The sequence below is a fragment of the Streptomyces tsukubensis genome, from assembly GCF_003932715.1.
GTDB classification, from domain to species: Bacteria; Actinomycetota; Actinomycetes; order Streptomycetales; family Streptomycetaceae; genus Streptomyces; species Streptomyces tsukubensis.
This window is the reverse complement of the sequence record NZ_CP020700.1, coordinates 1,903,616-1,926,994: the sequence shown is the minus strand read 5'-3', so window position 1 is coordinate 1,926,994 and position 23,379 is coordinate 1,903,616. Positions and strand designations below refer to the sequence as shown.

At 72.3% G+C, this 23,379-nt stretch carries 22 protein-coding genes and 1 riboswitch; of the genes, 13 read left to right on the top strand and 9 right to left on the bottom strand.

Annotation, left to right across the window (positions count from 1 at the left end; translation table 11 throughout):
• Positions 1–33: 33 nt before the first annotated feature.
• Together B7R87_RS07090 and B7R87_RS07085 are read right to left on the bottom strand one after the other, a co-directional pair.
• On the bottom strand, positions 34–678 hold the full coding sequence (locus tag B7R87_RS07090; protein WP_006349753.1) for a hypothetical protein: 645 nt from the start codon (positions 676–678) through the stop codon (positions 34–36).
• Complete coding sequence (locus tag B7R87_RS07085; protein WP_006349754.1) at positions 671–1,450, bottom strand: alpha/beta hydrolase; 780 nt, start codon at positions 1,448–1,450, stop codon at positions 671–673. The genes B7R87_RS07090 and B7R87_RS07085 overlap by 8 nt, the downstream gene beginning before the upstream one ends.
• 272 nt (positions 1,451–1,722) lie before the next feature.
• Here B7R87_RS07085 and B7R87_RS07080 point away from each other — a divergent pair, with 272 nt between their 5' ends.
• The 5 genes from B7R87_RS07080 to B7R87_RS07060 all read left to right on the top strand — a co-directional run bounded on the left by B7R87_RS07080 (position 1,723) and on the right by B7R87_RS07060 (position 7,396).
• Positions 1,723–2,484: a lysophospholipid acyltransferase family protein gene (locus B7R87_RS07080; RefSeq protein WP_078902391.1), complete on the top strand. Its 762-nt coding sequence runs from the start codon at positions 1,723–1,725 to the stop codon at positions 2,482–2,484.
• Between the two features lie 88 nt (positions 2,485–2,572).
• Entirely contained in the window at positions 2,573–3,799 is a 1,227-nt protein-coding gene (gene macS / locus B7R87_RS07075; protein WP_006349756.1) for a MacS family sensor histidine kinase, read from the top strand.
• A gap of 15 nt (positions 3,800–3,814) precedes the next feature.
• A complete protein-coding gene (locus B7R87_RS07070) occupies positions 3,815–4,543 on the top strand; it encodes a response regulator (RefSeq protein ID WP_006349757.1) in 729 nt (242 codons plus the stop codon).
• 262 nt (positions 4,544–4,805) lie between these two features.
• Positions 4,806–5,834, top strand: a complete 1,029-nt coding sequence (locus tag B7R87_RS07065; RefSeq protein WP_006349758.1) for a 6-phosphofructokinase — start codon at positions 4,806–4,808, stop codon at positions 5,832–5,834.
• A gap of 563 nt (positions 5,835–6,397) precedes the next feature.
• On the top strand, positions 6,398–7,396 hold the full coding sequence (locus B7R87_RS07060; RefSeq protein ID WP_006349759.1) for a 2-hydroxyacid dehydrogenase: 999 nt from the start codon (positions 6,398–6,400) through the stop codon (positions 7,394–7,396).
• A gap of 2 nt (positions 7,397–7,398) precedes the next feature.
• Here B7R87_RS07060 and B7R87_RS07055 read toward each other — a convergent pair whose 3' ends face one another.
• The gene (locus B7R87_RS07055) at positions 7,399–9,372 is read right to left on the bottom strand and encodes an anthranilate synthase family protein (RefSeq protein WP_130584560.1); all 1,974 of its coding nucleotides are present in this window, start codon (positions 9,370–9,372) and stop codon (positions 7,399–7,401) included.
• Positions 9,373–9,870: 498 nt separating this feature from the next.
• On the opposite strand from B7R87_RS07055, the gene B7R87_RS07050 reads away from it, so the two are divergent.
• Together B7R87_RS07050 and B7R87_RS07045 are read left to right on the top strand one after the other, a co-directional pair.
• Positions 9,871–11,223 (top strand): class II 3-deoxy-7-phosphoheptulonate synthase, encoded by a 1,353-nt coding sequence (locus B7R87_RS07050; protein WP_006349762.1) that lies wholly within the window; start codon positions 9,871–9,873, stop codon positions 11,221–11,223.
• Positions 11,224–11,492: 269 nt separating this feature from the next.
• Positions 11,493–11,882, top strand: coding sequence for a (2Fe-2S)-binding protein (locus tag B7R87_RS07045; protein ID WP_006349763.1), 390 nt, complete (start codon positions 11,493–11,495; stop codon positions 11,880–11,882).
• Between the two features lie 27 nt (positions 11,883–11,909).
• Here the strand turns inward: B7R87_RS07045 and bfr are convergent, their stop codons facing one another.
• On the bottom strand, positions 11,910–12,389 hold the full coding sequence (bfr, locus tag B7R87_RS07040; protein WP_006349764.1) for a bacterioferritin: 480 nt from the start codon (positions 12,387–12,389) through the stop codon (positions 11,910–11,912).
• Between the two features lie 160 nt (positions 12,390–12,549).
• On the opposite strand from bfr, the gene B7R87_RS07035 reads away from it, so the two are divergent.
• On the top strand, positions 12,550–13,182 hold the full coding sequence (locus B7R87_RS07035; RefSeq protein WP_040916550.1) for a sulfite oxidase-like oxidoreductase: 633 nt from the start codon (positions 12,550–12,552) through the stop codon (positions 13,180–13,182).
• A 153-nt stretch (positions 13,183–13,335) separates the two neighbouring features.
• On the opposite strand, the gene B7R87_RS07030 is transcribed toward B7R87_RS07035, so the two are convergent.
• From B7R87_RS07030 to thiO, 5 genes are all read right to left on the bottom strand, one after another.
• The gene (locus tag B7R87_RS07030; protein WP_006349766.1) at positions 13,336–14,217 is read right to left on the bottom strand and encodes a deoxyribonuclease IV; all 882 of its coding nucleotides are present in this window, start codon (positions 14,215–14,217) and stop codon (positions 13,336–13,338) included.
• A gap of 90 nt (positions 14,218–14,307) precedes the next feature.
• Positions 14,308–16,269, bottom strand: coding sequence for a Stk1 family PASTA domain-containing Ser/Thr kinase (gene pknB, locus B7R87_RS07025; RefSeq protein ID WP_006349767.1), 1,962 nt, complete (start codon positions 16,267–16,269; stop codon positions 14,308–14,310).
• Positions 16,270–16,425: 156 nt separating this feature from the next.
• Positions 16,426–17,283, bottom strand: coding sequence for a thiazole synthase (locus tag B7R87_RS07020; RefSeq protein WP_269847473.1), 858 nt, complete (start codon positions 17,281–17,283; stop codon positions 16,426–16,428).
• A 141-nt stretch (positions 17,284–17,424) separates the two neighbouring features.
• Complete coding sequence (gene thiS / locus B7R87_RS07015) at positions 17,425–17,640, bottom strand: sulfur carrier protein ThiS (RefSeq protein WP_006349769.1); 216 nt, start codon at positions 17,638–17,640, stop codon at positions 17,425–17,427.
• The gene (thiO, locus tag B7R87_RS07010; RefSeq protein WP_233168777.1) at positions 17,637–19,025 is read right to left on the bottom strand and encodes a glycine oxidase ThiO; all 1,389 of its coding nucleotides are present in this window, start codon (positions 19,023–19,025) and stop codon (positions 17,637–17,639) included. The genes thiS and thiO overlap by 4 nt, the downstream gene beginning before the upstream one ends.
• Positions 19,023–19,135: riboswitch (TPP riboswitch) on the bottom strand. It overlaps the preceding gene by 3 nt.
• A gap of 107 nt (positions 19,136–19,242) precedes the next feature.
• Here thiO and B7R87_RS07005 point away from each other — a divergent pair.
• From B7R87_RS07005 to metF, 5 genes are all read left to right on the top strand, one after another.
• Entirely contained in the window at positions 19,243–19,581 is a 339-nt protein-coding gene (locus B7R87_RS07005; protein WP_006349771.1) for a hypothetical protein, read from the top strand.
• A gap of 119 nt (positions 19,582–19,700) precedes the next feature.
• The gene (locus tag B7R87_RS07000) at positions 19,701–20,912 is read left to right on the top strand and encodes an NAD(P)/FAD-dependent oxidoreductase (RefSeq protein ID WP_202488242.1); all 1,212 of its coding nucleotides are present in this window, start codon (positions 19,701–19,703) and stop codon (positions 20,910–20,912) included.
• A 141-nt stretch (positions 20,913–21,053) separates the two neighbouring features.
• The gene (locus B7R87_RS06995) at positions 21,054–21,419 is read left to right on the top strand and encodes an Rv2175c family DNA-binding protein (RefSeq protein WP_040916558.1); all 366 of its coding nucleotides are present in this window, start codon (positions 21,054–21,056) and stop codon (positions 21,417–21,419) included.
• 280 nt (positions 21,420–21,699) lie between these two features.
• The gene (gene thiE / locus B7R87_RS06990) at positions 21,700–22,365 is read left to right on the top strand and encodes a thiamine phosphate synthase (RefSeq protein ID WP_006349774.1); all 666 of its coding nucleotides are present in this window, start codon (positions 21,700–21,702) and stop codon (positions 22,363–22,365) included.
• Positions 22,366–22,434: 69 nt separating this feature from the next.
• Positions 22,435–23,352: a methylenetetrahydrofolate reductase [NAD(P)H] gene (metF, locus tag B7R87_RS06985; RefSeq protein ID WP_006349775.1), complete on the top strand. Its 918-nt coding sequence runs from the start codon at positions 22,435–22,437 to the stop codon at positions 23,350–23,352.
• Positions 23,353–23,379: the final 27 nt, after the last annotated feature.

The window sequence follows — 23,379 nt, the reverse complement described above, 5'->3', positions numbered from 1 at the left end:
ACACTCCTGCCGGGCCGGGCCGGGCGCGGCGGGTCAGACCACCGCGCCCCGCCCCGGGTCGTCCTCCTCGTCTTCGTCGCCGTCCGCCATCCGGGCCACCAGCGTCGCGAAGCCGCCGAGGAAGCCGCCCACCGAGAGCGTGGTCAGCCACCACGTCATCTCCCACTGGAGCAGCACCGCGATCAGCATCAGCACCGGCCCGCCGACCACCGCCAGCCAGGCGAACTTCGCCGTGACATCGGCCTCGGGCAGCGGCGGCGGCTCGGGCGGAACGAAATGACCCTCGTCGCTCTCGTCGAGATCGTCGTCCTTGGCCTCGGCGACCGCATAGTCCCGCGGGCCCGCGCCGCCGACCCCCGGGGCGAAGACGACGGAACTCCCGAGCCGGGGTACGTCGCCGGGACCGGCAGCCTCGCCCTCATCGTCACCGGCGGCGGTCCCGTCCTCCGGGGCCGGGCCGTCCGGGTCAGGGCTCTCCGCGACCGGGCCGCGCCCCGGCGCGGGCACCGGCTTCTCGTTGAGCGGGGCCTCCAGCGCCGCGAGGTCCTCCACCGATTTGAACGGCTTGGCCCCCGGCGGATCCGGCGGCTCGTCCCCGTACCCCGCGACGATCGCCGCCCAAGCGGCCTCCTCGTCGATGGGCTGTGGTTCGCGGTCCGCGTCGTGTTGCTCAGCCACCCGTCGAGCTCCCCTCCGTCTGCTCCTGCGAAGCGAGCCGGCCGATGAACGCGTAACTCCTGTCGAAAATCTGCTCCGCATCATGGTCCAACGTCGCGACGTGGTAGCTCTGTTCCAGCACCACCTCGGTGACGTCCGTGGACGAGACCCGGCTGAGGATCCGGGCCGAGTCCGCCGGGTCGACCACATGGTCCACCCGGCTGTGGAGCAGCAGCAGCGGCTGGGTGACCTGCGGCAGCTCGCCGTCGACCAGCCCGGTGAAGCGACGCAGGGAGTACGCGGCGCGCAGCGGCACCTTGTCGTACCCCACTTCCAGCACCCCCGGCTTCGCGATATCGCTGGCGATGCCCGGGGTCGCCGGGACGAGATGCCGCAGTACCGGCAGCAGCGCCGGCCGGAGCCCGTGCATCCGGTTGAGCGGATTGACCAGCACGATGCCGCGGATCGCATCGCCGTGCCGGGCCGCCAGCCGCAGGGTCAGCGCCCCGCCCATGGAGAGCCCGAAGACGAAGACCGTGGTGCAGCGGGCGGTCAGCTCCCGCAGCTCGCGGTCCACCTCCGCGTACCAGTCCTGCCAGCCCGTGAGCTGCATGTCCTGCCAGCGGGTCCCGTGTCCGGGCAGCAGCGGCAGGGAGACGGTGAGCCCGCGCTCCGCCAGATACTCGGCCCAGGGACGCAGGGACTGCGGGGAACCGGTGAAACCGTGACACAGCAGGACGCCGATCTCACCGCCCTCGTGGCGGTACGGCTCGGCTCCGGGGAGGACCGGCACCGGAATCTCCTTTCAGAGGGCGGGACCGCGGCGGAGCCGGCGGAGCGGCAGCGGCGGCCCCGGTCGCGGGGGTGGAGCACGGTGGCTCGGAAGGTGTACTTCACGGTACGCGACCGGACTGACACCGACCAGGTCCGCCGCCCCGGTCGTCCGCCCGCCACCGGCCGTACCACCGCTCCCGCCGCCCGGCCGCCCCGTCACCGGCCCCGGTGCGGGGAGACCGGACCTCCCTCGGGTTAAGGTCTGGACTACAGCAACAGGAGGCATTCGAGTTGATCTACGGCGCTATGAAGTTCTCCGTCGGAGGGGGGCTGAAGCTTGCCTTCAGACCCTGGGTGGAGGGACTGGAGAACGTACCCACCGAGGGGCCGGCGATCCTCGCGAGCAACCACCTCTCCTTCTCCGACTCCTTCTTCCTGCCCGCGGTGCTGGACCGCAAGGTCACGTTCATCGCCAAGCAGGAGTACTTCACCTCCCCCGGAGTCAAGGGCAGGCTCACGGCCGCCTTCTTCAAGGGGGTCGGCCAGCTCCCGGTGGACCGCTCGGGCGCGCGCGGCGCGGGCGAGGCGGCCATCCAGGCCGGTATCAAGGTCATCGAGAACGGCGGCCTGTTCGGCATCTACCCCGAGGGCACCCGCTCCCCCGACGGCCGTCTCTACCGCGGCAAGTCCGGCGGACTGGCCCGGGTCGCGCTCGCGACCGGCGCCCCGGTGATCCCCGTCGCCATGATCGACACCGAGAAGATCCAACCCCCGGGCAAGGTCGTCCCCAAGCTGATGCGCCCCGGCATCAGAATCGGCGCGCCGCTGGACTTCACCCGCTACCAGGGCCTGGAGAACGACCACTTCATCCGCAGGTCGCTGACGGACGAGGTGATGTACGAGATCATGAAGCTCTCCGGCCAGGAGTACGTCGACATCTACGCGACCGCCGCCAAGCGGCAGCTCGCCGAGGAGAAGAAGGCGGAAGAGAAGAAGGCCGTTGACATGAAGGACGGGGAGAAGAAGGACGGGGAGCGGGCGCAGGCCGCCTGATCCGCCGGGCCCGGCGGACGGCCGTACCGGGGGGTACGGACCGGTGTCCACGGGCGGGCAGCAGCAGTGAACGGGGGAGCGGGGGAGCATGGCCAAGCGCGAGCGGGTCGTACGGATGTCGGTCGAGCTGCCGCTGTGGCGCGCCCTCGCGGGCTACCGCGTCCTGACGATGCTCTACGCCCTCCTGCTGCTGCCGCTCAACCCGGACAAGTTCGAACGCCCCTGGGTGGCATACACCTTCCTCGCCTTTCTGACGGTCTGGACGCTCGCCACCCTCCCGTACGTCCGCAACGCCGCCGCCTGCACCCGGGCCTTCCTCACCGCCGATCTGACGATCGCCCTCACCGGCATCATGCTCACCCCGGTCGCCGACGCCGACGCCCAGCGCGTCGACGGTCCGACACTGCCGTCGATATGGACCGCGGGCGCCGTCCTGGCCTTCGCCCTCAAGGGCGGCTGGCGCTGGGCCGGTCTCGCCTCCTCGCTGGTGGCCGTCGCCAATATGGTGCAACGCGGCGAGCCCAGCGGGGACACCTTCCACAACGTCCTGCTGGTGTGGGTGGCGTCCATCGCCATCGGGTACGTCGTCGAGGTCGCCCGCGCCTCCGAACGCACCCTCGCCCGGGCCCTGGAGATCGAAGCGGCGAACCGGGAGCGGGAGCGGCTGGCCCGGGACATCCACGACGGTGTGCTCCAGGTCCTGGCGATGGTCCAGCGGCGCGGCACCGCGCTCGGCGGCGAGGCCGCGGAACTGGGCCGGATGGCGGGGGAGCAGGAGGTCGCCCTGCGCACCCTGGTCTCCAGCGGTCTGGTCCCGGCGAGCCGGGCCTCCGAGGACGCCTCCCAGGGCGCCCTGGTCCGCGCCGTCGACGACGACGCCCCGGCCGGCGGGCGGTCCGGGGACGGTGACGAGCCGGGCGCATGCGATCTGCGGTCGCTGCTCGCCCGCAGGACCGGGGCCCGGGTCACGCTCTCCGAGCCCGGTGCGCCCGTACTGCTCCCGGCGGCCGCTGCGACCGAGCTGGCGGCCGCCGTCGGTGCCGCGCTGGACAATGTGGAGCGCCATGCGGGGGCCGGCGCCCATGCGTGGATCCTGGTCGAGGACTGGCCGGACGAGGTGATCGTCACGGTCCGGGACGACGGCCCGGGCATTCCGGACGGTCGGCTCGCCCAGGCCGAGGGGGAGGGCCGGCTGGGGGTCGCGCTCTCCATCCGCGGCAGGCTGCGGGAGCTGGGCGGCACCGCCGAGCTGATCTCGGTCCCGGGGCAGGGCACGGAAGTCGAGTTGAAGGTCCCGCGGACCGCGGGAACGTAGGGGGAAGGACGGAGCATGACGGAGCAGTCGCCGCAGCAGGGGTCGGTCCGGGTGATGGTCGTCGACGACCATCCGATGTGGCGGGATGCCGTCGCACGCGATCTGGCCGCGGCCGGATTCGATGTCGTCGCCACCGCGGGCGACGGCCAGCAGGCAGTCCGCCGGGCCCGGGCCGTGACGCCCGACGTGCTCGTCCTCGACCTGAACCTGCCGCTGAAGCCCGGCGTCCAGGTCTGCAAGGAGCTGGTGGCCGTACTGCCCGGGCTACGGGTGCTGGTGCTCTCCGCGAGCGGCGAGCACGCCGACGTACTGGAAGCGGTCAAATCGGGTGCCACGGGCTATCTGCTGAAGTCCGCGAGTACGGACGAGCTGACCGACGCGGTCCGGCGCACGGCCGAGGGCGATCCGGTCTTCACCCCGGGACTGGCCGGTCTGGTCCTCGGCGAGTACCGCAGGCTGGCCACCGACCCCGCCCCGGCCGCCGGTCCGGGCGACAGCAAGGCGCCCCGGCTCACCGAACGCGAGACCGAGGTGCTCCGGCTGGTCGCCAAGGGGCTGTCGTACAAGCAGATCGCCGAGCGGCTGGTGATCTCCCACCGCACCGTGCAGAACCACGTCCAGAACACCCTCGGCAAGCTCCAGCTCCACAACCGCGTCGAGCTGGTGCGCTACGCGATAGAGCAGGGCATCGACCTTCCCGACGATCCCGACGACCGCACCGACTCCGCTTATCCGGCGGGCTGACCGCCGGGGGCCGTTCCCGGAGCCCCGCCCGGCCCCGCGGAGGCGTACGCCGACCCGGACCGAGCCCCTCCCCTCGTACGGGTGAAATACGGCCCAAAGGACGGCGAAAGCCTCCTGGCCTGCAACCCCGGTGCACCCCGCTGACCAGCGCCTCGACCGCCGCCTACCGCAGGGGGATTGACCCTTGCCGCCCACTCGTAGTGACCTGGATCACGATTAGCGTGACGGTCCTAGGGCTCATCTGGCGAAGGGATTTCTTCTCATGCGCGTCGGAGTACTGACCGGGGGCGGGGACTGCCCCGGCCTCAACGCCGTCATCCGCGCCGTCGTCCGCAAGGGCGTCCAGGAGTACGGGTACGAGTTCACCGGCTACCGCGACGGCTGGCGGGGACCGCTCGAAGACGACACCGTTCCGCTCGGCATCCAGGCCGTCCGGGGCATCCTGCCCCGCGGCGGCACCATCCTCGGTTCCTCGCGCACCAATCCGCTCAAGACCCCCGACGGCATCCGCCGTATCAAGGACAACCTGGCCAAGGCCGAAGTCGACGCACTGATCGCGATCGGCGGCGAGGACACCCTCGGCGTCGCCGCCCGGCTGCACGACGAATACGGCGTCAAATGCGTCGGCGTTCCCAAGACCATCGACAACGACCTGTCGGCCACCGACTACACCTTCGGCTTCGACACCGCCGTCGGTATCGCCACCGAGGCGATCGACCGGCTGCACACCACCGCCGAATCCCATATGCGCGTCCTCGTCGTGGAGGTGATGGGACGGCACGCCGGCTGGATCGCCCTGCACTCGGGCCTGGCAGGCGGCGCCAATGTCATCCTCATCCCTGAACAGCGCTTCGACCTCGACCAGGTCTGCGCCTGGGTCACCTCCCGCTTCAAGGCCACCTACGCACCCATCGTGGTGGTCGCCGAAGGCGCCATGCCCAAGGACGGCGAGGTGGTCCTCAAGGACGAGACGCTCGACTCGTTCGGACACGTACGGCTGTCCGGCGTCGGTGAATGGCTGGCCAAGGAAATCGAGAAGCGCACCGGCAAGGAGGCCCGGACCACCGTGCTCGGCCATGTCCAGCGCGGCGGTACGCCCAGTGCGTACGACCGCTGGCTGGCGACCCGGTTCGGGCTGCACGCCATCGACGCCGTACGGGACGGCGACTTCGGGCTGATGGTCGCCCTCAAGGGCACGGACATCGTCCGTGTCCCGATCTCCGAGGCGACCGCGAAGCTGAAGACCGTCGACGCCGCACTCTACGAGGAGGTCGGGGTCTTCTTCGGCTGACGGCGCGAGGGGCCTGACGGCTACGGGGTGGTCGGGTCCGCGCGGGCTCTCGGCGCGGACCCGGCCACCCGGCCCGCACTCCGGCGCATCGTCGGCACGACGGGCGCGGAACTCGAAGCCGCGTGTGGGCACCTGCGGCGGTTCCGGCCGAGTCGCCGGACACGGGCCCGGATCCGGCCCGCCGACGGCGGACCCGTTCGGCCCGGAATTCGGGTGCTGCCGCGTCGGAGCGGCAGGCGGGGGTCCCGGCATCGCGTTCGCCGTGGGCACCCACCGCGGGCCGGACCGCCGGGCGCGGCGGCCCGGCCCCGGCCCGGATACCGGCCCGGTGCGGGACCGAAGCCGTGCTCTGCCGAAGGTGCCCGGCACGGGCCCCGCCGGGATCCCGCCCGCACCCCCGGGGTGACGCGCGCCCCCTCTCCCCACCCCGCCGGAGGCGACCGGCGCGTCCGGCCGTGGGTCGCTTCCGGGATTCGTATAGTCGCCCCGGAAGCGGCCCACGGCCACCCGCCACGGGACCGGACGGCGGGCGGACGGGCGGACCGGCGGACGGGAGAAACACCATGGAGATCCTCGCCTTCGGCGTACAGGCGGACGAGAAGCCGCTGATCGAGAAGGCCTTCGCCGGACGCTTCCCGGTCCGCTGTCTGGAGGTCTTCCTCAATGCCGACACCGCCCCCATCGCAGCGGGCCACGAAGCCGTCTCCACCAGCGTCAACGCCGACCTGGACGCCGAAGTGCTGCGGATCCTGGCGGCCGGGGGCACCCGGATGATCGCCCAGCGCTCCACCGGCTTCAACAACGTCGACCTCGCGGTCGCCGGGGAGCTGGGCCTCACGGTCGCCCGGGTCGAGTCCTACTCCCCGTACTCCGTTGCCGAATTCGCCTGGACCCTGGCCACCGCCGTCAACCGCCGCATCGTCCGGGCCGCCGGCCGGACCCGGGACTTCGACTTCCGGCTCGACGGACTGATGGGCCGCGATTTCCACGGCCGCACCGCGGGCGTCCTCGGCACCGGCCGGATCGGCGCCGCCTTCGCCCGGATCGCCCACGGCTTCGGCATGCGCCTGCTGGGCTGGGACATCGCGGAGAACCCCGACTGCACGGCCCTCGGCATGACGTACACCGACAAGGAACGCCTCTTTGCCGAAGCCGATCTGATCAGCCTGCACGTGCCGCTGCTCCCCGGCACCCACCACATCGTCGACGCGGCGGCGCTCGCCGCGATGAAGGACGACGCCGTCCTGATCAACACCAGCCGCGGCGGTCTGATCGACACCGAGGCCCTCGTCGGAGAACTGCGCCGGGGCCGCTTCGGCGGCGTCGGACTCGACGTCTACGAGGCCGAGGCCGGGCTCTTCTTCCTCGACAAATCCCTCGAAGCGGTCGAGGACGACACCCTTGCCCGGCTGATGACCTTCCCGAATGTGCTGGTCAGCTCCCACCAGGCCTACTACACCGAGGACGCCGTCACCCAGATCGTCGAGACCACCGCACGGAACGTGTCCGACTGGGCGGCGGGCCGCCGGTCCGTGAACGTCCTCGTCCCGGCGGCCCCCTGAGTTCAGCCCGCGGCCAGGACCGACTCCCGCAGCAGCCCGGCGACCAGCGCCGGACCGTCCATGGTCAGCACCGACTCCGGATGGAACTGGACCGAGGCGAAGCCGGGCGCCCGCAGCGCATGCACCTCACCGCTCAGCGGATCCCGCGCCACCTCCACCGCCCGCTCCGCGAGCCGCCGGGCCGCGGCCGCGTCGCAGCGGGCCGTGAAACTGCTGTAGAAACCGACGGTCTCCGGCCGCCCGAAGAAGTCGATCCGCTCCTGCGCGCCCTGGTACGGCGCCGCCTTCCGGACCAGCGGAAGGCCCAGTTCCGCGGCGATCAGTTCATGTCCGAGACAGACGCCGAGCACCCCGTGCGGCCGGCCTGCCAGCAGGTCCGCGGCGAGCGTCCGCAGCAGCCGCATCTTCGGATCCGCGGTGTCGCAGGGATCGCCCGGGCCGGGGCCGAGCACCACCGGACCGTGGTGCGCGGCGACCGTCTCCCGCAGCCCGGGCTCGTCGAACCGCCGCACCGACACATCGAGCCCCGTCGACCGCAGCAGATGGGCGAGCATCGCCGTGAAGGTGTCCTCACCGTCCACCACCAGCGCATGCCCGCGCAGCTCACGGCCACCAACGGGACCGGCGGGCGGCTCCTGGAGCCGCAGCCAGAACGGCGCCAGCGACGCCCGGCGGGCGTCGAGCGCGGCCCTCACCCGAGGGTCGTCCGCGAGCCGCGGCCGGCCCGCCTCCCCGGCGGACCGGCCCGGACGCACCCCCAGGGCCGCCAGCACGCCCGCCGCCTTCGCATGGGTCTCCTCGACCTCGTGCGCGGGCACCGACCCCCGTACCAGCGTCGCCCCCACCGGCACCCGCAGCCCGCCGTCCGCGGCAATATCGGCGGTACGGATCAGAATGGGCGAGTCCAGCGTCTGCGCGCCGCTGCCGTCCCGGCCGATCAGCGCCAGCGCCCCTCCGTAGTAGCCCCGGCCGCCCACCTCGTGGCGTTCGATGACCCGGCACGCGTTCTGCACCGGCGATCCGGTGACCGTGGCCGCGAACATGGTCTCCTTCAGCACCTCCCGTACATCCAGCGAGGAACGCCCCCGCAGCTCGTACTCGGTGTGCGCCAGATGCGCCATCTCCTTCAGCCGGGGCCCGACGACGACCCCGCCCCGGTCACCGACCGTGCACATCATCTTCAGTTCCTCGTCGACGACCATCGACAGCTCGTCGCGCTCCTTGGGGTCGTCGAGGAAGCGGAGCAGCGCCTCGGTGTCCGGGCCGCCGGGCGGATAGCGGAAGGTGCCGCTGATCGGGTTCATCACGACCGTGCCGCCGCTCATCCGGACGTGCACCTCGGGGCTGGCGCCGACCAGCGTCCGGCCGCCCTGCCCGGTATGCACCACGAACGTCCAGTACGCGCCCCGCTCACCGGCCAGCAGCCTGCGGAACAGCGCCAGCGCGTCGGCCCGCCCGAAGCCGGGGATCGTGCCGGTGTACGTCCTGCGGATCACGAAGTTCGCGCCTTCGCCGCCGCCGATCTCCTCCTCGACGACCCGGGAGACGATATCGGCGTACTCCTCGTCCGGAGTGTCGAAGGCCCCGCCCTCGACCCGGACCGCACGGTCCGGCAGCGCGTCGACGACCTCGGCGAGCGGCAGCTCGTACAGCTCGTCGGCGATCAGGACGCTCAGCGGGGTGCCGTCGTCACGGACGTCGAAACCGCGCTCCCGGATCTGCCGGAACGGCACCAGGGCGAGGGACGGCCGGTCGGTGAAGACGGGCAGCTCACCGAGGGTCCCGCAGTCCAGGACCGGTCCGGTGAGGACCTCGACCGTGTCGTGGTCGCGGCCGGGGGTGCGCCTGCGGAGCAGGGCGAAGGGGCGGTCGCCGGAGAGCAGACCGGAGATCACTCCGACCGCGGACGGCTCGGCCGCAGGGGCAGCGGGAGCGGTGGGCGGGACGGACGGTGCGGGCGGTGGGGTGGTGGACATCCGGGTTCCTTCCGGCGGGGCTCGGACGGCGGTGTGCCGTCGGCTCGGGAAGCCGCGGGGGAGAGGGCCGGCCGGTGTCCGCGCAGTGCGGACGGCGAAAACACGAAGGCCGCCCCTCGGGCGGCCTGGTCGTCTGCTTCGCTGCGTCTGCTGGGAACGCGCAGTCAGTGGGCCGCCGGATGTGCGGTCCACCACCACTGGGTGCGGTGCTGCGTCGTGTTCATGGCGCGAACTGTAGCGCACGGCCGGAGGTGTACGGCGGCCCTTCCGGCCGCACCGGGCGGGGGAGCCGCGCCCCGTGCGGTGCCCGCCGGTCCGGCCCGGGACCCGGACGACCGGTCGCGGACATCACGGTGAATCCAGTGGAAGCGCAGGAGCGCCGTAACGCCTGTAAACGACTGAGGTCCGGTGTGATTTATGTGACGGAATGCTGGACCGTACGTCTCATTGGGTGGGCGGGGACCGAGCGCGCCGCGCCGACCCCGTACTGTTGGCGATGTGACCGTGAACGCTAAGACCACCACTTCCGGTGGCAACACCTGGCGAGACCTGCCCGCGGCGCAGCAGCCCGAGTACCCGGATGCCGAGGCTCTGCGCGATGTGATCGCCGAGCTCGAAAGCTATCCGCCGCTCGTCTTCGCGGGCGAGTGCGACCAGCTCAGGGCGCGCATGGGCGCCGTCGCCAGGGGCGAGGCGTTCCTCCTCCAGGGCGGTGACTGCGCCGAGGCGTTCGACGCCGTCTCCGCGGACCACATCCGGGCCAAGCTGAAGACGCTGCTCCAGATGAGCGCCGTGCTGACGTACGCCGCGTCCGTCCCGGTCGTCAAGGTCGGCCGGATCGCCGGCCAGTACTCCAAGCCGCGCTCCAAGCCCACCGAGACCCGCGACGGCGTCACGCTGCCGACCTACCGCGGCGACTCCGTCAACGGCTTCGCGTTCACCGAGGCCGAGCGGATCCCGGACCCCGAGCGGCTGAAGCGGATGTACCACGCGTCCGCCTCGACGCTGAACCTGGTCCGCGCCTTCACCACCGGCGGCTACGCCGATCTCCGGCAGGTCCACGCCTGGAACCAGGACTTCGTGAAGTCGTCCCCCTCCGGCCAGCGCTACGAGCAGCTCGCCCGGGAGATCGACAACGCGCTGAACTTCATGAAGGCGTGCGGGACCGACCCGGCCGAGTTCCGTGCGGTGGAGTTCTTCGCCTCCCACGAGGCGCTGCTCCTCGACTACGAGGGCGCCCTGACCCGTACCGACTCCCGGACCGGGCACCTCTACGACACCTCCGGCCACATGGTGTGGATCGGTGAGCGCACCCGCCAGCTCGACGGGGCGCACATCGAGTTCGCCTCCCGGATCCGCAACCCGATCGGCATCAAGCTGGGCCCGACGACCACGGTCGACGAGGCGCTGACCTACATCGACCGGCTGGACCCGGACCGCGAGCCCGGCCGGCTGACCTTCATCGTCCGGATGGGCGCCGACAAGGTCCGCGACAAGCTCCCCGAGCTGGTCGAGAAGGTCACCGCGTCCGGTGCCACCGTCGCCTGGGTGACCGACCCGATGCACGGAAACACCTTCGAGGCGGCCTCCGGCCACAAGACCCGCCGCTTCGACGACGTGCTCGACGAGGTCAAGGGCTTCTTCGAGGTCCACAAGGGGCTCGGTACGCACCCCGGCGGCATCCACGTCGAGCTGACCGGCGACGATGTCACCGAGTGCGTGGGCGGCGGCGACGAGATCTTCGTCGACGACCTCCACCAGCGCTACGAGACGGCCTGTGACCCGCGGCTCAACCGCAGCCAGTCCCTCGACCTGGCGTTCCTGGTGGCGGAGATGTACCGCGACCAGTGACCGGCACCCGGTGACGGGCCGGTGACCGTAGGGTCACTGCGCGTTCGCCGCGGCTTCTCCGGGCGTTCTCCGTACGACAGTGGGGCGCGGATCCTTGTGATCCGCGCCCCACTCCGTTTTGTCCGCTCGCCGAGCCGGGTAAGGTTAGGTTAGCCTCACCGATGAATCGGGTCGATTGCGTCGGAAAGGGCAGCAGCCCCAGGGTTCCGTCCGCCAGGGACGGCACCCGGCGCAATCCGGATCCCCACAGGCCTCGGGAGGTGAACCGCGTGTACGTCTGCTCCTGCTTCGGCATTACGGAACAGCAGGTCAAGGAGCACGCGGCGGCGGGTGCCTGTACGCCCCGCCAGATCGCCTCGGCCTCCAAGGCGGGCACCGACTGCGGTTCGTGCGTCCGCCGGATCCAGTCCATCCTCGGCCGGGGGAGCTGCCCCCGGCGCGAGCTGATCGACCAGGGCCGGCCCGCGCTGACGGCCGTCGCGGACGCGCCGTCCGGAGCGGAAGCCATCACTCCCGCAGCCGCGCCCGCCGCGCCCGCCGTGCCTGCCGTGCCCAAGGTGCCCGGGATTCCGGGGGTGCCCGGCGGTCCGGCGATTCCAGTGGTGCCGGGTGTACCGGGCGTGCCCGGCAAGGGCGCGGGGCTGGGCGAGGCCGCGTAGCCTCCCGACGGTGGCCGGTCGGGGCGGTCAGCTCTCCGGCTGCTCGATGAGCTGCGCGATGTAGAGCGGCTCCCCGAGCTTGTCGATCAGGGCGAGCTGGGTGTCGAGGTAGTCGATGTGGTGCTCCTCGTCCTCCAGGATCGACTCGAAGATATTCGCCGAGGTGATGTCCCCCTTGGCGCGCATCACGTCGATACCCCGCTTGAGGCGGTCGATCGCCTCCACCTCGACCTGGCGGTCCGCCTGGAACATCTCGGTCACCGTCTGTCCGACCCGGACATGGAACAGCCGCTGGTAGTTCGGCAGACCGTCGAGGAAGAGAATCCGGTCGGTCAGCACCTCGGCGTGCTTCATCTCGTCGAACGATTCTGCGCGGGTGTACTTGGCGAGCTTGGTCCAGCCGAAGTTCTCCTGCATCTTGGCGTGCAGGAAGTACTGGTTGATGGCCGTCAGCTCGGCGGTGAGCTGCTCGTTGAGAAACTCGATGACCTCGGGGTCGCCCTGCATCGCAGCGGCTCCTTCCACGGGAGTGGTGAGTGTGGGCCAGGTGCGCGCATCCTCGCACCGCCATCGGGAGCCGTCCAGTAAGTGCCTCCTTAGTAGGAGTTGCCCGAATCGACCCAGACCCGGTCATCACCACCCCTCCCGGTCTGTCACCATGGGAGACATGGGTCAGCCGGAGAACAGGAGTCGCCGAGGAGCAGTGGAATCCGAGCTTCCGCCGGGTCAGAGGCTTCAGCGCGGCTGGCCGGTCACCCACTACGGACCGGTTCCCAAGTTCCGTCCGGAGCGCTGGGAGTTCCGGGTCTTCGGTGCCACCGCCGACGGCGACAAGCGCTGCTGGACCCATGAGGAGTTCTCGGCACTGCCCTTCTCGACCGTCGTGGCCGATCTGCACTGCGTGACGAAGTTCAGCATGCTGGGGGCCGAATGGGGCGGGGTGCCCGCCCGGACGATCGCCGAGCTGGCGCCGCCCGCCGCCGATGTCACCCATGTCATGGTCTGGGCCGAGTACGGATTCAGTGCGAACATGCGGCTCGCCGACTTCGTCTCGGAGCGGTCGATCTTCGCCACCCACAAGGACGGCGAGCTGCTCACCGCGGAGCACGGCTTTCCGCTACGGCTGGTGGTGCCGCATCTGTACGCCTGGAAGGGGCCGAAGTGGGTGCGGGGCGTCGAGTACATGACGGCCGACCGCCGGGGCTTCTGGGAGGAGCGGGGGTATCACAACCTCGGAGACCCCTGGCGGGAGCAGCGGTACTCCTACCAGGAGGAACCGGGCGACGGCCCCGAGCTCTGACGGCCCGGGGCCCTCTTTCGGCCGACCGATTGACTCGTGTCACCTGAGTCGTGTCACCCTGGTGAACCCGGGCGGCGGAATCCGGTACTCCGGCGGAGTGCCGGACGGCCCGGTCCCATCGTCCCGGCGTGTCGCCCGGGAGCCGGGCCGCGGTCAGGCGGGTGTCTCTCCGGCCTCGGGCCCCCGCTCCCGCAACTCCTTCAGCAGGGCGATATCCGCCGCGTACTTCTCCTGGCCGCCCGGCGTCTCGATGATGAGCGGTACGCCCTCGGTCGCCGGGTGGTGCAGCAGCTCCCGGAAGGGGTCCGCGCCGATGTGCCCCGAGCCGATGTTCTCGTGCCGGTCCTTGCGGGAGCCGCCGACCTCCTTGGAGTCGTTGGCGTGGATCAGCCGGAGCCGCCCCTCGCCGACCGTCGCCACCAGCGCGTCCAGCGTCTCGGACATCCCCCGCGGTGCCGCCAGATCGTGCCCTGCCGCGTACACATGGCAGGTGTCGAGACAGACACCGAGCCGCGGATGGAACTCCAGGGCCTCGAAGTACGGGCCGAAGTCCGCCACCCGCGAGCAGAGCGAAGCGCCCTGGCCCGCCGTACCCTCCAGGAGCAGCATCGGATCGCCGTCCTCGGTCAGCTCGTCGAGCAGCGGCAGCACCAGCTCCCTGACCTGGGCCAGTGCCGTCTCCCGGGAGCGGCCGCCGGTCGCCGATCCGGTGTGCACCACCACGCCGCGGGCGCCGATCTCCCGGCCCCGGCGCAGCGAGTGCCGCATGGACACGACCGACCGGCGCGCGGTCTCCTCGGTGTGCGAACCGAAGTTGATCAGATAGGGCGCGTGGATCCACGGCGATATCCCCTCCGCGGCGCACTCCTCCCGGAAGGCTTCGTCCTGGGCCGGACGGCCGTCCGGCACGGCCCAGCCCCGGGGGTTGGCGACGAAGACTTGGACGGCCTCGGCCCCGATCTCACGGGCGTACCCGAGTCCGTTGGTGGCGAGACCGCCGGCCACGGGGACATGGCCGCCGACGGGATTGCGCATGGGTGCTTCCGGTGTCCTTCCGATGCGCCGTACGGGACGGCGGTTCTCCGGGCTCTCTCCGCGATGCCGTACGCGACGGCGGTTCTCGGGCTAGAGGCCCTTCAATGTGATGGTGACCGTGCTGCCCTCGGGGGCCCGCTCGTCGGCGGACGGTGACTGGCCCGAAACCTTGTCCCCGAGATACGGGAAGGACTTCTCCACCTTCACCTCGAAGCCCGCCGCCTCCAGTTCCCGGCGCGCGTCGCTCTCGGACGAGCCGGAGACATCGGGGACGGCGACCATTCTGGGGCCCTTGGAGACCGTGAGGGTGATGGTGTCGCCGCCGGCCAGCCGGGTGCCCTCGGGCGCCGACTGACGGGCGACCGTCCCCGCGGCCTCGGGGGAGTTGACCTGCTCGGGCTCCACGGCGACCTCGAAACCGGCACCCTTCAGAGCGGCCGTCGCCTCGGCGACCGGATCGCCCATGACGTCCGGCACCTCGACGGGCGCGCCCTTGCTGACGACCAGGGAGACCGCCGAATCGGGACGGCGCCCGGTGCCGGCCGCCGGATCCGTACGGATCACCGCGCCCTGCGGGACCTCGGCACTGAACTCCAGGGAGACCGCACCGGGGGCGAATCCGGCCTTGCGCAGCCGCTCCTCGGCCTCTTCCTGCGGAACGTCCTTGAGGGACGGCACCCGGACGATCTCCGGGCCGCGCGAGACGACGAGCGTCACCGAGCCGTTGCCCCGGATCCGCTCGTTGGTCACGGGGTCGGACCAGATGACGGAGCCCCGCTCGACGGTATCGCTGAACTCGCGCCGGACGCCCTTGACCCCGAGGCCGGCGTCCTCGATGCGCTTCTCCGCTGCTGCCTCGGTCAGGCCGATCACGGCGGGGACGCGGGTGAACTGACCCGAGTTGATGTACCAGACGCCCCCGGCGATACCGAAGACCGCGAGCACCGCCACCACGATCGTGATCACGCCCCGGCGCGTCAGCCGGGGAAGGTCCCGGCGCCCCGCGCGGGCCCGCCCGGCCGGGGGCAGCGGTGCCGCCAGCCAGGCCGTGTGCTGGACCCGCTGCTCGTCGGGGAGGACCCCGGAGGTCCGCGGAATGACGTCCGTACGCTCTTCGGAGCCCGTACGACGGGCCCGTCCGCCGCGCGCACCGGAGGGTGCGTCACCGATCTCCCGGGCGCCGGGCGGCAGCAGGTCGAGCTGCTCGTCGTCGAGGGCGGCACGGGCCGTGCGGGCCTGCGCCAGCAGGGCCACCGCGTCGTACGGGCGGACACCGGGCGTGCGTGCCGTCGCGCTCGCCACCAGCTCGTCCAGCTCCAGGGCGAGCCCCGGCACCGCGGCCGACGGCGCCGGAACGGAGTCGTGCAGATGCTGGTAGAGAACCTGGGCGGGGGTGTCGCCCGCATACGGTTTGGCACCGGTGAGCATCTCGTACAGCACGACCCCGCAGGCGTACACGTCGGAGCGGGTGTCGGCGGTGCCGTCCTCGATCTGTTCGGGCGCGAGATAGGAGACCGTACCGAGGACGCTGCCGGTGGTGTTCGTCACCGAACCGACGGCACGGACCAGCCCGAAATCGGCGACCTTGACCCGGCCGTCGTCCCCTATCAGCACATTCTCGGGTTTGACGTCCCGGTGGACGAAGCCCGCCCGATGGGCCGCGCCGAGCGCCGCGAGGACCGGCTCCAGGATGTCCAGCGCCGCCCGCGGCCGGAGCGCGCCGCGCTCGCGCAGCACGTCCCGCAGGGTGCATCCGGCCACGTACTCCATGGCCAGATAGACATAGGCGCCCTCGGCGCCCTGATCGAACACCCCCACCACATTGGGGTGCGACAGCCGGGCGACGGACTTGGCCTCCCGGATGAACCGCTCCACGAACGTCGCGTCCGTCGCCAGCGCCGGATGCATCACCTTCAGCGCCAGCTCACGGTCAAGCCGGGTGTCCAGGGCCCGGTAGACCGTGGCCATCCCGCCGACGGCGATGCGCTCGTCGACGCGGTATCGGCCGTCGAGCACCTGCCCGACGAGAGGGTCCTGAAGGGTCGTGTCCACAGGCCGATTCTACGAGCCGGGACCGACAGCCCTGCCGCCGCCGGTCCCGGCTCCGCCGCGACCGGGGCAGGATCGGGTCAGGAACGATGCCGAGCTGTGATGCTCCGCCCGTGCGGCGGGGCGCCTCCCCGGGGCCGCCGGGCCCCGGGGCCGGGTTCAGCCACCGGAGCCGGGGCCCGGTCCGGCCGGGGTCCCGAACGCCGGGCGCTCCGGATCGGGGTCCGCCGGGTCCCTGCCGTCACCGCCGTCCCCCGGGTCCGGGCCCAGCGTTGCGAGTCCGGACGCGGGGGAGGAGGCGCGGGCGAAGTGGCGGCGCGGGATACGGCCCGCGCGGTGGGCGAGCCGCCCGGCCTCGACCCCGTACCGCATCGCCTCGGCCATCAGCACCGGCTCCTGGGCGCGGGTCACGGCCGATGCGAGCATCACCGCGGCGCAGCCCAGCTCCATCGCCAGGACCGCGTCGGACGCCGTCCCGGCGCCCGCGTCCAGGATGACCGGTACCCCCGCGTTCTCCACGATCAGCTGGAAGTTGTGCGGATTGCGGATGCCGAGGCCCGAGCCGATGGGGGAGCCCAGCGGCATGATCGCGGCGCAGCCGGCGTCCTCCAGCTTCCGGGCCAGCACCGGATCGTCATTGGTGTACGGGAGGACGGTGAAGCCGTCGTCGACGAGGGTCTCGGCCGCGTCGAGCAGCTCCACCGGGTCGGGCAGCAGGGTCCGCTCGTCGGCCACGACCTCCAGCTTCACCCAGTCGGTTCCGAGGGCTTCCCTGGCGAGCCGGGCGGTGAGTACCGCCTCCCCGGCGGTGAAACAGCCCGCGGTGTTCGGCAGGACGGCGATGCCGAGCCGGTCGAGGACGGAGAGCACCGAACCGTGGACCGTGGGGTCGACGCGGCGCATGGCGACGGTGGTGAGCCGGGTGCCGCTGGCGACCAGGGCGCGTTCCAGCACGTCGAGGCTGGGGGCGCCGCCCGTACCCATGATCAGCCGGGAGTCGAAGGTGGTACCGGCGATCGTGAACGGATCACGGCCGGGGGCCGTCCCCGGGGCCGTCGGGACGGGTGACGGTGCCGGGCCGGTGCGGTGCGCCGTGGTGGCGTTGCGGGAGCGGGGGGCGGCCGGGGGCGGCGGCGGGGCGAGATCGGACACGGCCGGTCAGCCGCCCTGGACCGCGGTGAGGACCTCGACGCGGTCGCCGTCGCCGAGGAGGGTGCCGGGCCACTGGCCGCGGGGCACGACCGTCTCGTTCACCGCGGCGGCGACCCCGGCCGGTGCCGGGGTGAGGGTGGCGACGAGGACGTCGAGGGTGGTTCCGGTGGCGAGTTCACGCCACTCGCCGTTGACGGAGACGAGCGGGGGGATGCTGTTCATACGAGCTGCTCCTGGGAGGCGGGGGCGGCGGGGAGGAAGCGGTCGGGGGTGAAGGGATGGACTTCCTCGGGGAGGGCGCCGGTGGCGAGCGCCGTCGCGATCGCGTCGCCGGTCAGGGGAGTGAGGAGGACGCCGTTGCGGTAGTGGCCGGTGGCCAGCAGCAGCCCGGGCAGCGCGCTCGGGCCCAGCAGGGGGGCGTTGTCCGGAGAGCCGGGGCGGAGTCCGGCCCGGACCTCGGTCAGCGGCAGCTCGGTGATGCCGGGGACCAGTTCGTGCGCATCGCGCAGCAGTTCGTAGACCCCGCCCGCGGTGACGGTGGTGTCGAAGCCCAGTTCCTCGCTGGTCGCCCCGACGACCAGCTCCCCGTCGGCCCGGGGGACGAGATAGACATGGCTGCCGCGGACGACGGCGCGCACGGTCCGGGAGAGGAAGGGAGCCAGCGGCGGGGGCACGGACAGCCGGAGCACCTGCCCCTTCACCGGGCGGACGGGGGGTACGGCATCGGGGGGCAGCCCGGCCAGCCCGCCGCTGAAACTGCCCCCGGCGAGCACGGTCTGCCCGGCGCGCAGTTCGGTGCCGTCGCCGAGGACCGCTCCCGCGGCCCGGTCGCGCTCGACCAGCAGCCGGACCGCCCGGCTCCGGTGGAGGCGCACCCCGGCGCGTTCGCAGGCGGTGACCAGTGCCGCCGTCAGCCGCCGGGGGTCGACCTGGTGGTCGCCGTCGACCCGGAGCCCGCCGCGGACCCCGGGGGCCAGCATGGGTTCCAGTCGGCGGCACTCCCGGCCGGTCAGCCATTGCGAGTCCAGCCCGGACCGCTGCTGGAGGGCGTGCAGCTCCCGCAGATGGGCGCGGTCGTCGGCGTCGAGGGCGACGGCGAGGGTGCCGCAGGCGCGATAGCCGACGGAGTGCCCGCTCGCCTCCTCCAGTTCGGCGGCGAAGGCGGGATAGCGCCGGGCGGACTCCAGATTGAGGGCCAGCAGGGTCTGCTCGCCGTAGTGGAGTTCGGTGACGGCTGCGAGCATGCCCGCCGCCACTCCGGCCGCGCCGCCGCCCGGCTCCGGGTCGGCGACGGTGACGTTCAGCCCGCGCTGCGCGGACCGCCAGGCGACGGCGAGCCCGATGATCCCGCCCCCGATGACCAGCACATCCTCCCGGCTCCCGGCCCGGTCCCGAACGGACCGGCCGTTCACCGACCGGCCGTGTGCGGACAGGTCCTGCGCGGACGGGGCCGCGGCGGTCCGGTCCCGGGCGGGCGGGTCGGGTGCGGTCCGGTCGGGTGCGGGTGGTGCCCCGATGCGGGGTGACGGGGAGCGCGGTGCGGTTTCCTCGGGCGGCGCGGCCGGCCGTGCGGCGGCCGGTGCGGATGCTTCGGGGGTACGCGACATGGGCGTCCAGCCCCTCCCTTCGCCGGCATGACCCGGATCAGGTTCGTACGGTCGGAGGCCGGTCAGCCTCCCTCTCAGCCCGGTCCGCCCGGGCTCCCGCGAGTGCTTTACGGTGGCCACCCTAACCCCCGGGTCCGCAGCGGAGTAAGACGGTCGGGGCAGCCGCACCGGGCCCATCCGCACGGGACGCCCGGACACGAGGAGGGGGCTTTCACCCATGGCGGGCTCACTGGACGGACGTGTGCTGTCCCCGGTCGCCGATCAGGCGCCGGGCCAGGTCGGCACCCGTACCCGATTCGTCTACCACGAGGAGGAGGGCCGGATCTGGGCCGAATACGAGGGGGGTGACGTGGTCCACGGCCGCCTTGTCGGCACCCGGGAGGGCGACCGGCTCGACTTCCGCTATGTGCAGCTCAAGACGGACGGCGGCACCTCCTCGGGCCACTGCCTCTCCACCGTCGTCGAACTGCCCGACGGGCGGCTGAGGCTGGAGGAGAGCTGGTCCTGGGAGTCCCGGGACGGCAGCGGTACGAGCGTGGTGGAGGAGCTTCGCTGACCGAGGCTGCCGGGCCCCACACTTCTGATGGAATGTCAGGTGCTTAAGGTGGAGGGGTGAGCGATCAGCAGACGGAGCAGGAGCAGCAGACGGCGGGCGTGGTCGTCGTCGGTGCGGGCATGGCCGGGGTGCAGACGGCCGTCGCCCTGCGGGAGCTGGGTCACACCGGTCCCGTGACGGTGATCGGGGCCGAGCCCCACCAGCCGTACGACCGGCCGCCGCTCTCCAAGGCGGTCCTGCTCGGTACGGCCGAGGGATCCGCCTTCGAGGTGGACTTCGAGGGGCTCGGGATCGAACTGCGCCTCGGGCTCGCCGTGACCGGGCTGCGCCCCGCGGCCCGGGAGCTGGACACGGAGGCGGGGCCCGTCCCCTACGACGTCCTCGTCCTCGCCACCGGTGCCGAGCCCGTCGCCCTGCCCGGTGCGGAGGGCGTGCCCGGGGTCCATCTGCTGCGGACCCTCGACGACGCCGAACGACTCAGGCCGGTACTCGCCCGGCAGCACGACGTCGTGGTCGTCGGTGCCGGGTGGATCGGGGCGGAGTTCGCCACCGCGGCCCGCGCCGCGGGCTGCGCGGTCACCGTCGTGGAGGCCGCCGCCCGGCCGCTCGCGGGCGCGCTGCCCGCCGAGGTCACCACCCCGATGGCCGACTGGTACGCCGAGGCCGGTGCCGAGCTGATCACCGATGCCCGGGTGGCGTCGGTGGAGCCCGGGGCCGTGGTCCTGTCCCGCGGGCGCCGGATCGCCGCGGGCGCCGTCGTCGTCGGCATCGGGGCCCGCCCCGCCACCGCCTGGCTGGCCGGTTCCGGCATCGCGACCGGCCCCGACGGCTCGATCACCGCGGACGAAGGCCTGCGTACCGGTCTGCCCGGGGTGTACGCGGTCGGGGACTGCGCCTCCTTCCCCTCCGCCCGCTACGGCCGACGCCTGCTGGTCCACCACTGGGACAACGCCCTCCAGGGCCCGCGCACGGTCGCCACCAACATCATCGGGGACCTGGAGGCGGCCGCCCGCCCCGAGGGCGCACCGCCCGGGCCCGCCGTGGCCCCCGCCGTCTACGACCCCGTGCCGTACTTCTGGTCCGAGCAGTTCGGCCGCTTCGTCCAGTACGCCGGTGACCACGCCGGTGCCGACACCCTCCTGTGGCGCGGCGACCCCGCCGACGCCGCCTGGTCCGTGCTCTGGCTCCGCGACGGCGCGCTCGTCGCCGTACTCGCCGTGGGACGGCCCCGGGACCTGTCCCAGGGCCGCCGGATCATCCAGTCGGGCGGACGGCTGGATCCGGTGGCCGCGGCGGATCCCGCGACGCCCCTGAAGGCCGCCGCCCGCTGACCCGGCCGGGGTTCCTGCGGTGCCCCGGCAGGCGCCGTCGGCCGGGAGCGTTGCGTCGGCACGGCCCCGCGTGGGCCGGATGGCCGCCGCCCGAGGGGGCTCCCGCTACCCACTGTCGGCCCCAGATGGCACGCTTGTCCTGTGACCGAGATTGACGAAAAGATTGATTCCCTCGTGCCCGCCTGGCTCACGCTTCCCGATATCGCGGAGAAGCTGGACGTCGAGGTGACACGGGTGCGACAGCTGGTGAAGGAAGGCAGCCTGATCGCGGTGCGCCGCGGAGAGAACCGGGTTCTCCAGGTCCCCGCCGCGTTCATCAGCGGCGACAAGGTCGTCAAGGGGCTCGCCGGCACCCTGACCCTGCTCAAGGACGACGGCTTCACCGACGAAGAGATGCTGGAGTGGCTCTTCACCCCCGACCCGACCCTCCCGGGCACCCCCGCCCAGGCCCTCAGTGAGAACCGCGGTACGGAAGTGAAGCGACGGGCCCAGGCGCTCGCCGTCTGACCCCCTCCCACCCCGGCACGGCTCCCCGGCAGCCGGTGCGTCCGCCCGAGCGGGCGCACCGGGCCACCGGCCGGGGCGCTCGCCCGGGGCCGGGAACCGGTGCCTCCCCGTCCGCGAGACAGCCGCGGGCCGGGGGAAGGCCCGGCCCGATTCCGCACTGGGCCCTGCCTTGTCCGGCTCCGGCTCCGGGTCCGTCGGGTGTCGGCAGCCGGGCGCCGCACCGTCACCGCCGGGCCGGCCCGACCGCGTACCGCCGAACCACCCCTGGGGGGAATCCCGCATGCCCGAGACACCGCACCACCGCGCCCGGCTCGCCGACGCCCGGCTCTACCTCTGCACGGACGCCCGGACCCGCCAGGGCGACCTTCCCGACTTCCTCGACGCGGTGCTCTCCTCCGGCGTCGACATCGTCCAGCTGCGCGACAAGGGCATGGAGGCGGCCGAGGAGCTGGCGCATCTGGAGGTCTTCGCCGACGCCTGCCGCCGCCACGGCGCCCTCCTCGCGGTCAACGACCGCGCCGACGTCGCCCACGCCGCCGGTGCCGACGTCCTCCACCTAGGCCAGGGCGATCTGCCCGTACCCGCGGCCCGCGCCCTGCTGGGCGACGGGATCCTCATCGGCCGCTCCACCCACAGCTCCGCCGAAGCCGGGGCCGCCGCGGTCCAGCCCGGCGCGGACTACTTCTGCACCGGCCCCTGCTGGCCCACCCCCACCAAGCCCGGCCGGCACGCCCCCGGCCTGGACCTGGTCCGGGCCACCGCCGCCCTGGACACCGACCGACCCTGGTTCGCCATCGGAGGCATCGACGAGGGCAATCTCGACCAGGTGCTGGACGCCGGTGCCCGCCGGATCGTCGTCGTCCGGGCCGTCACCGAGGCCGACGACCCGGGTGCCGCGGCCGCTCGTCTCAGCAAGCGGATACGCGCCCGCTGCGACCAGCCATGACGTAAACCGGGCCTGTCCGAGGGGTGGACTGCGGTTGGGGCACCCCCGTACCCCCGATAACCTGCGAGTATGGCCCTAGGAACAGCATCGACCAGGACGGACCGGGCGCGGACCGTTCGCGAGGTTCTCGCGACCGGTCAGACGTCCCACTCCTTCGAATTCTGGGCGCCCAAGACCGAGAAGGGCGAGCGGAACCTCTGGAACGCGCTGCGGCGGGTGGAGGCCGTCGCACCGAGCTTCGTCTCCGTCACCTACGGCGCGGGCGGCTCGACCCGTGCGGGCACGGTGCGGGCGACCGAGCAGATCGCCTCCGACACCACCCTGACCCCCGTGGCCCACCTCACCGCGGTCAACCACTCCATCGCGGAACTCCGCAATATGATCGGCCAGTACGCCGATGCGGGGATCCGCAACATCCTCGCCGTCCGCGGCGACCCGCCCGGCGACCCGATGGGCGAGTGGGTCCGCCATCCGGACGGTGTGACGTACGCTGCCGAACTGGTCAGGCTCATCAAGGAGTCCGGCGACTTCTGCGTCGGTGTCGCGGCCTTCCCCGAGATGCATCCGCGCTCCGCCGACTGGGACACCGACATCCGTCACTTCGTCGACAAGTGCCGGGCCGGGGCGGACTATGCGATCACCCAGATGTTCTTCCGGCCCGCGGATTATCTGACGCTGCGTGACCGGGTGACGGCGGCGGACTGCGACACTCCGATCATCCCCGAGATCATGCCCATCACCAGTGTCGGACAACTGGAACGATTCGCTCAGCTCAGCAACGCGGCGGTCCCGTCGGAACTGAAAGAACGCATCCTCGCGGTCAAGGACGATCCGGCCGCTGTACGCTCCATAGGTATCGAGTTCGCAACGGAGTTCTGCGCGGAGCTGCTCTCGGAGGGTGTGCCGGGGCTGCACTTCATCACCCTCAACAACTCCACGGCGACGCTTGAGATCTACGAGAATCTCGGACTGCACGAGCAGGTGTGACCGGCCGTACCCGACGACGGCCGGAGG

What these genes read in the sequence shown, in the direction of transcription:
- macS (WP_006349756.1), top strand. Translation starts at nt 2,573, where the DNA reads ATGGCCAAGCGCGAGCGGGTCGTACGGATGTCGGTCGAGCTGCCGCTG.
- B7R87_RS07070 (WP_006349757.1), top strand. Translation starts at nt 3,815, where the DNA reads ATGACGGAGCAGTCGCCGCAGCAGGGGTCGGTCCGGGTGATGGTCGTC.
- B7R87_RS07065 (WP_006349758.1), top strand. Translation starts at nt 4,806, where the DNA reads ATGCGCGTCGGAGTACTGACCGGGGGCGGGGACTGCCCCGGCCTCAAC.
- B7R87_RS07060 (WP_006349759.1), top strand. Translation starts at nt 6,398, where the DNA reads ATGGAGATCCTCGCCTTCGGCGTACAGGCGGACGAGAAGCCGCTGATC.
- B7R87_RS07055 (WP_130584560.1), bottom strand. Translation starts at nt 9,372, where the DNA reads ATGTCCACCACCCCACCGCCCGCACCGTCCGTCCCGCCCACCGCTCCC.
- bfr (WP_006349764.1), bottom strand. Translation starts at nt 12,389, where the DNA reads ATGCAGGGCGACCCCGAGGTCATCGAGTTTCTCAACGAGCAGCTCACC.
- B7R87_RS07035 (WP_040916550.1), top strand. Translation starts at nt 12,550, where the DNA reads ATGGGTCAGCCGGAGAACAGGAGTCGCCGAGGAGCAGTGGAATCCGAG.
- B7R87_RS07030 (WP_006349766.1), bottom strand. Translation starts at nt 14,217, where the DNA reads ATGCGCAATCCCGTCGGCGGCCATGTCCCCGTGGCCGGCGGTCTCGCC.
- thiS (WP_006349769.1), bottom strand. Translation starts at nt 17,640, where the DNA reads ATGAACAGCATCCCCCCGCTCGTCTCCGTCAACGGCGAGTGGCGTGAA.
- thiO (WP_233168777.1), bottom strand. Translation starts at nt 19,025, where the DNA reads ATGTCGCGTACCCCCGAAGCATCCGCACCGGCCGCCGCACGGCCGGCC.
- B7R87_RS07005 (WP_006349771.1), top strand. Translation starts at nt 19,243, where the DNA reads ATGGCGGGCTCACTGGACGGACGTGTGCTGTCCCCGGTCGCCGATCAG.
- B7R87_RS07000 (WP_202488242.1), top strand. Translation starts at nt 19,701, where the DNA reads ATGGCCGGGGTGCAGACGGCCGTCGCCCTGCGGGAGCTGGGTCACACC.
- thiE (WP_006349774.1), top strand. Translation starts at nt 21,700, where the DNA reads ATGCCCGAGACACCGCACCACCGCGCCCGGCTCGCCGACGCCCGGCTC.
- metF (WP_006349775.1), top strand. Translation starts at nt 22,435, where the DNA reads ATGGCCCTAGGAACAGCATCGACCAGGACGGACCGGGCGCGGACCGTT.